This is a genomic window from Acidiphilium sp., from assembly GCF_049977125.1.
GTDB lineage: Bacteria > Pseudomonadota > Alphaproteobacteria > Acetobacterales > Acetobacteraceae > Acidiphilium.
Genome location: NZ_JBMFGY010000133.1, coordinates 1 through 5,025 on the forward strand (window position 1 = coordinate 1; position 5,025 = coordinate 5,025).

Below are 5,025 nucleotides of genomic sequence, written 5' to 3' on the forward strand. Positions count from 1 at the left end.
GGTTGGCGCGCCACTGATGCGCCAGACTTCCAAAACCGCTCTGGTGCCGCTACGTCCTTGCCTGGCACGACGTGGCTCAAAGCGCCGCCCAACCTACCGTCAGCAGGAGTTTGACTTAAAAATGAACCATAAACATCGCAGCACGCTACAGGGGCTTTTCGCCCACCCAGTCAGCAGCAACATCGATCCTCGTCTGGCCTATGCCACTATCGAGGCATTGGGCGGCGAAGTTGTCCACGGCGGCCACGGCCATATCAAGATCACCCTGAACGGCCACACCCACGGCTTTCATGACGTCCAGCATGCGCTATCGAAGGAGGACGTGATCGCGCTGCGCAAGTTCCTCGAAAGTGCGGGCATCGACCCGGCGCACGAGTTCCCCCTGGAAAGTGGCGTGGCCTGAATAGTTTCTCCTGTGGCGGAACCCCGCCACAGGAGAAACCGGCTTCAGGTCCGCTGCAATTCGGTGGTGAGGTGCCATAAGGCACGAAATAGCGCCATCTTCACTCGGTAGAAATCCACACCTGAGGGCCGGCGCTTCCCCACGGGAATATTCATGCCGCGATGCAGCGTCGCTAGCCCCCAGAGGTGCAGATCGGCGAGATCTTTACCTGCTGTCGAAATCTTTTAAGTCAGCTCTGCGTCAATCTAGCGCAGAATGACGCGAAATAGTGGCGGTCCGCGCCGCGCGGCCGAGAGCATCGGCACGATCGACCTCGGTGTGGACCTAGAGCGTTATGCTTTCAGCCTAACGCTCTAGGTCTATGTTTTTTCGAGCGATTTCATGCGATTACGTTGCCGCTGTCGCGTCAACTTAATCGTATATCGCTCTAGCCATCATCTGACGATCAAGGGCCCGGCGGATGATCTGGCCGCATTTGCGGCACCATCACAAACTCCGCCAAAGCATTCTTCCCCGACAGCACCGCCATTGGCACATGAGTTTTGAGTTCCGCTCCCGTGTTGTTTCCTCTTCACGCCTATCTTTGGCTCTTCTCTCGACCGGCCAGCCTTAACCTGCCCACCTGTCCAAAAAACCGGGGCCGCCGCAGTTGCTGCTGTGCCGGGATGACGATGCGGCCGCGACACGGGAAATCGACCCCGAGATCATCCGCGACGCCGGCACCATCCGGCTGCGGTATGAGGTGCCGGTCGACCGCGGCGATTATCACATCGTCATCGGTCATCCGAGGGAGGTCCGGAATGGCCGGGAATGACCCGTCGGAGCCGGGCTTCGCCGCGCGGCTGACGCGCTTGCACGAACGCCAGTACGCCGCCGCCGTGCGCCGCTGGCGGGTGCGCTGCCGCTATCCGGTCAATGCGGAAGATCTGGTGCAGGAGGCATTCCTGCGGCTGTATCGCCGCTATCGCGCTGGCGATGAACTACCGCCCGACGATGAGATGCTGCTCAAACTGCTCCATGCGACGATCCGCAACCTGATCATCGACGAATATCGTGCTGCCGCCGCGCACAAGCGCCAGGTGCGGGGCGGCGAGACCGGCGTGTACGCGGGGCCGCTCCAGCCTGACGGCGAGGCGGAGGCCGCGAACCCGCTCGATCATACGGTCGAGGACGAGGTGGCGATGCGGCATCTGCTCGAGCGGCTGCTCGCCACGCTCGACCCGCATTGGGCGCGGGTTCTGACGTTCATGTGCGAGGATTTCTCGCCCCAGGAGATCGGGCTCGCGATGGAGGGGCGCAATGGCTACGTCCTCGTGCGCCAGACGCGGTTGCACATCTGCCGGGTGCTGCGCGCGCTCGCGGAGGCCGGGGACTACGCTGCCGCCTGGATGGGTCTGAAATTCTGCGGCTGGCGCGAGCGCGTCGGCGAACCGGGCTGATCGGCGATGTCCGAACCCCCCGACGCCGCCCCGCTGATCGAGGCCGCCCGCGCCGCGCTGGGAGCGGGGGACTATGCTGCCGCGCGCCGCGGGTTCGAAGCGGCGTTGGCACTCCAGCGCGAAAGCCTCGGTGAGGCGCATCTCGATGTTGCGGAGACGCTCAATCAGCTCGGCCGGATCAATCTGGAGCAGGGGGCGATGGTGGCGGCGCGGGCGTGTTTCGAGCGTACCCTCGAGATCCGTCGCGGTCATTATGGTGACGACCATCCCGATGTCGCGGCGAGCTGGAACAATCTCGGCATTCAGCACAAGGAGGAAGGCAATTTCACCACGGCGGCGGAATGCCACCGTCGTGCGCTCGATATCCGGCTGCGCGTGCTGGGACCCGATCATGGCATGGTGGGGTATTCCTATTCCAATCTCGCCGCGGTGGAGCGCAATCAGGGCGCGTATATCGCGGCGCGCCGGCATTTGGAGCTGGCGCTGCCGATCTTGCGCACGGCCTTCGGCGCGGCGCATTTCAGCGTCGCCGCCGCCCTGTCGAATCTCGGCATCGTGCTGACGACGCTCGGCGATTATGCGGCGGCGCGCGATTGCCATGAACAGGCGCTGGCAATCCGCCGGGCCGATGGCGGCGAGGATGGTCCGGGCGTGGGCAATGCGCTGCTCAACCTCGGGTTCACGCTGCTGGAAAGCGGCGATGCCGCGGCGGCGCGGCCGTATTTCGAGCAGGCCCTGGCGATCTTTCGCCGCTGCCTCGGTCCGGTCAATCCGGATGTCGCGAGCTGCCTGACCAATCTCGGCCAGATCGCCGCGACGCTCGACGATGCGGCCGCCGCGCGGGATCATCTGACGCAGGCACTGGCGATGCGCCGCTCACTGCTCGGCGAGGATCATCCCGAAGTCGCACTCCTCCTCGTCGAATGTGCGGCGCTCGATCTGCGCGAGGGCGCGGTGGCGGAGGCGCGGGCGGGGCTGGCCGGCGCGCTCGCGATCGCGTCCCTGCCGGAAGGAGCGGCGATCCGGCGGATCGTCTGGCAGGGGCTGAGCCGGATGGAGGCGGCAGCCGCGCGGATCGATGCCGCGATTTTCTTCGGCAAGCAGGCGATCAATGCGATCCAGCGGATGCGCGGCGATATCGGGGCGGTCGCACCCGATCTGCAGCGCAGTTTCGCGGCGGCCAACGCGGCGGCGTATCGGCACCTGGCGGATCTGCTCGCTTCGGCGGGGCGGCTCGCGGAGGCCGAACTTGTGATCGCCATGCTCAAGGAAGAGGAGCTGTTCGATCTGCTGCGCCGGGATGCGGCGAGCGACCCGCGACTGACCTTCGTGCAACTCACCTCGCTCGAGGCGCGGTGGCAGCGCCATGGCGACGAGTTGATCGAGGCGATCGCGCAGCTGACCGCCCTGGCGCGGCTTGCGGCGGACGATGCAGCCCAAAGCGAACGCCGTGCGGCGATCGAAGCGGAGATCCGGGACGTGCGGGGGCGGTTCGATCACTGGCTCGCGCAGGCGCTGGCGGCGTTCGCACAGGAGAGGCAGGCGCATGCCGCCGAGATCGGTAATCTGAACCGCGAGGCGCTGGCGGCGATGCAGGTGCGGCTCGGCGCGGTCGGACCGCATGTCGGGCTGGTGCATTTTCTCCCCGGCGAACGGCGGATGACGATCATTCTGACCACGGCGCGGCTTCAAATCAGCCGTGAGGTCGAGATCGGGGAGGTGGCGCTCAACCGGCTGATCCATGAGCTGCGGGTCGCGATCGCGCACCAGACCGATGATGTCCTGCTGGTCGCGCGGCGGCTGGAGCGGTTTCTGATCGCGCCGATCGCCGAGGTGATCGATGCGGCGGGGCTGACGGTGCTCGGTCTCGGGCTGGTCGGCGCGCTGCGGTATCTGCCCTTCGCGGCATTGCATGACGGTGAGCGCTATCTGATCGAGCGGGTCGCCCTGGTGATGCAGATCGGGGCGGCGCGGCGCTCCGGCGCGGCGGCGGAGATCATGAGCCGCCGGGACTGGCACCTCGCGGGCCTGGGGGTTGCGCGCGAGATCCCGCCGCACCGGCCGCTGGCAATGGTGGCCGATGAGCTTTCCCGCATCGTGGCCGATCCGCAGGCGGGGACGGCGGGGATTTTTCCAGGACGCATCCACCTCGATGCGGCGTTCGACGCAACCACCCTCGCCACCGCGCTGCGGGATCATCCGGTCGTGCATGTGGCGAGCCATTTCGTGCTGGCCGCCGCGCATCCGGCGCAATCGTATCTGCTGCTGGGCGATGGCTCGACGCTGAGCCTGGACGGGCTGCGCGACGCGGCGTTCGCGTTCGAGCGGGTCGATCTGATGACGCTGTCGGCCTGCGAGACCGCGATGGGCGGCGGCAGCGGTGGCGAGGTCGAGGGGATCGGCGCGCTGGTGTGCCGGCAGGGGGCGCGGGCCGTGCTCGCCACACTCTGGCCGGTCGCGGATTCGAGTACGCCGGTGCTGATGGAGGGGTTCTATCGCGCCTGCCGGTCCGGATCGTGGAAGCACGACGCGCTGCGGGCGGCGCAATGCGCGATGATCGCCGCGGGGGGCGAGACCGCGCACCCGTATCACTGGGCCGGGGTCATCCTGATGGGCCGCGCCATCTGATCCAGCGGCGCCGGATTCTGACCAACCGGTAAAATTCTGTCGTCATCCGTGTCAGAATCGTCATGACATTCCGTTCATCTGTTCGGGAGCCTTTGCGATCCGCGCCGGTGGAGACCGGTTCGGGCCGTCACAGGGTCCCACCGAAACGAGGCGACCGGTGTTCTTACGGGTTCATCGGTTCCGGGAGACGGCTCGTTTCGATGTTGAACGCGGCATTGAGCGACAGGGGTGGCTGGAATGAATGATCGGCTTGGTTTGCAGATGGCTGCGGGGGCCGGCACCCGGTTCGCAGACATAGTGGGACATTTGAACGACGTGATCGTCGCTTTTTCGTCTGGAGGCTTCCATGGTATTTGAGTCCACCCCCGTTTTTTCGTCACAACACCGGTCCATGCGCTCGAAGCGCAGCCGCACGGCGCTGATCGTCTGCGCCCTGCTCGGCTCGACCGCCCTGACCTCGGCCTATGGGCAGACCGCCTGCTCCTGGACCGGTGCCGCCAACGACGGCAACTGGCTCACCGCGGGCAACTGGAGCGGCTGCGGCGGCGCCTACCC

General features: G+C 66.2%; 5 protein-coding genes. 4 read left to right on the forward strand and 1 reads right to left on the reverse strand.

The genetic code is table 11. The annotated features are described in order from the left end of the window. Positions 1-403 (forward strand): hypothetical protein (locus tag ACP5E6_RS14790; RefSeq protein WP_427955204.1); only part of this gene is annotated, 403 nt, incomplete at its 5' end. 577 nt (positions 404-980) lie between these two features. Here ACP5E6_RS14790 and ACP5E6_RS14795 read toward each other — a convergent pair. After that, on the reverse strand, positions 981-1,187 hold the full coding sequence (locus ACP5E6_RS14795) for a hypothetical protein (RefSeq protein ID WP_427955206.1): 207 nt from the start codon (positions 1,185-1,187) through the stop codon (positions 981-983). 16 nt (positions 1,188-1,203) lie between these two features. Here ACP5E6_RS14795 and ACP5E6_RS14800 point away from each other — a divergent pair, with 16 nt between their 5' ends. From ACP5E6_RS14800 to ACP5E6_RS14810, 3 genes are all read left to right on the forward strand, one after another. Then, positions 1,204-1,842: an RNA polymerase sigma factor gene (locus tag ACP5E6_RS14800; RefSeq protein ID WP_427955208.1), complete on the forward strand. Its 639-nt coding sequence runs from the start codon at positions 1,204-1,206 to the stop codon at positions 1,840-1,842. Between the two features lie 6 nt (positions 1,843-1,848). Continuing rightward, positions 1,849-4,470: a tetratricopeptide repeat protein gene (locus ACP5E6_RS14805; RefSeq protein WP_427955209.1), complete on the forward strand. Its 2,622-nt coding sequence runs from the start codon at positions 1,849-1,851 to the stop codon at positions 4,468-4,470. Between the two features lie 346 nt (positions 4,471-4,816). Continuing rightward, the coding region (locus ACP5E6_RS14810) for a hypothetical protein (RefSeq protein WP_427955211.1) at positions 4,817-5,025 on the forward strand (209 nt) is incomplete at its 3' end.